We start from the raw sequence: 1,745 nt of genomic DNA, 5'->3' as shown, positions 1-1,745 counted from the left end.
CCCCCGGCCGCCGCAGCGGCTTGTCGCCGCGCAGGAGCGACGGACTGCACACCGGAAACAGCTCGTCCGCCATCAACCAGTCGGCACGCAGGCCCGGCCACTGACCGCGGCCGTAGCGGATTGCGGCATCGACATCGTCGCGCTGGAAGTCGACGAGGCTCGTCGACGTCGTGATGCGGACGTCGATGCCGGGATGCTGTTCCTGGAAATCGGTCAGCCGCGGCAGCAGCCATTTCGCCGCGAGCGAGGCCAGCGTCGACACCGTCAGCACCTTGTCGTCGTCCTTGCGCAACAGGCGATCGGTCGCGAGGCGCAGATCGTTGAAGGCAGCACGAACGCCGGGAAGGTAGTCGCGCGCCTCCGCCGTCAGCGCCAGCGCACGGTTCTGCCGGATGAACAGGCGGATGCCGAGCTCCTCCTCCAGCCTGCGGATCTGATGGCTGATCGCGGTCTGCGTCACGTTCAGCTCGGACGCCGCCAGCGTGAAGCTGAGATGGCGCGCGGCAGCCTCGAAGGCCCGCAATCCGTTCAGGGAGGGCAATCTGGCAGTCATCTGGCAGCAGGATACATGACGTTATTTCATGCGAAGAGGTACAAATTGTCGTTTGTGGCAGTGCACCAGGAAGCAGATACTGGCCGTCAAGTTAGCTCAAGGAGCTGAAAATGTCTACTTTGACCCAGAATTCGATGACAAATCATCATGCAAACGGCCTGATCCAGCAGATCGGCGAGACGCTTCACGTCTGGCACGAGCGCTATCGCACCAGGCGCGAGCTGACCAACTGGACCGCCCGAGATCTCCACGACGTGGGCCTGTCCTGGACCGACATCGCCTACGAGGCCGACAAACCCTTCTGGCGGGCCTGATTGGCCGCCAGGCCGGCGCCGCCTGACTGCGGGGGCGCCGGCGGTCCCTCTTTGCCGTCCCTTTGGGGCTCGTGTCATGAGCACTCTCCGCCTGGAAGACCTGAACCAATATTCCGACGTGCTGCGGACCCGGCAGGGCGAGGCGATCAACGTCCGTTTCGTCGAGCCGCGCGACACCGAGGAGCTCCAGCACTATTTCCGCTCGCTCACGACCCGCTCCCGCTACAACCGCTTCTTCGGCGCGATCAGCGAACTGCCGAAGGGGCTGCTCAGCGAATTCCTCGATGTCGGCGCGCGCGATCGTTTCACCGTGGTTGCGACCAGGATGGTCGACGGCTTCGAAACCATCGTTGCCGAAGCGCGCTATGCGCTCCATGCCGAGACCTCGACACTGGAATTCGGCCTGTCCGTCGACGATCGCTGGCAGGGCCATGGCATCGCGACCGCACTCATGAAGAATCTCGAATGCCGCGCGGCAGCACTTGGTACCGAGCGCATGTTCGGCGAGACGCTGCGCTCCAACGAGACCATGATCTCGCTGGCGCGCAAATCCGGCTTCGCCTTCGTCAATCATCCTGACGACTGGAAGCTGGTGCGCTTCGACAAGGAAATCTCCCTGGCACCGAAAGACGTTCCCTGTGCCAGCTGGCGTCTTGTCGCTCTTTCCCGTCAGGCCGATAGCCCCTCAGCCACGGCCTGACACCACTGCGAGCCCGGCCTGGTCGTCCAGCGCCGGGCTTTTTTTTGCCCTCGCTCAGGCGTCGCCGTTGGTGAAATCGGTCGAGGTCGCAACCGACCGCCACCCCGCCAATTCCCGCGCGACGAACGCGTTCTTCGCCTCGATCCGCTCCACCGTGTCACTGCCGAGCGGCAGCCGC

At 64.2% G+C, this 1,745-nt stretch carries 3 protein-coding genes; 2 read left to right on the top strand and 1 reads right to left on the bottom strand.

The features are described 5' to 3' along the window. A partial coding sequence (locus PMI42_RS12420; protein ID WP_008134336.1) for a LysR family transcriptional regulator occupies positions 1 to 553 on the bottom strand: 553 nt, incomplete at its 3' end. Between the two features lie 110 nt (positions 554 to 663). Here PMI42_RS12420 and PMI42_RS12415 point away from each other — a divergent pair. Both PMI42_RS12415 and PMI42_RS12410 read left to right on the top strand, forming a co-directional pair. Continuing rightward, positions 664 to 867 carry a DUF1127 domain-containing protein gene (locus PMI42_RS12415; RefSeq protein WP_008134335.1) on the top strand — a complete coding sequence of 68 codons (204 nt, stop codon included), beginning with the start codon at positions 664 to 666 and terminating at the stop codon, positions 865 to 867. A 76-nt stretch (positions 868 to 943) separates the two neighbouring features. Continuing rightward, positions 944 to 1,567 (top strand): GNAT family N-acetyltransferase, encoded by a 624-nt coding sequence (locus PMI42_RS12410; RefSeq protein ID WP_008134334.1) that lies wholly within the window; start codon positions 944 to 946, stop codon positions 1,565 to 1,567. The last annotated feature ends 178 nt before the right edge of the window (positions 1,568 to 1,745 follow it).

Origin of the sequence: Bradyrhizobium sp. YR681 (genome assembly GCF_000282615.1) — a bacterium.
In the GTDB taxonomy this organism is placed as follows: domain Bacteria; phylum Pseudomonadota; class Alphaproteobacteria; order Rhizobiales; family Xanthobacteraceae; genus Bradyrhizobium.
The sequence above is the reverse complement of the archived record's forward strand: the minus strand, read 5'-3'. Positions and strand labels throughout refer to the sequence as shown.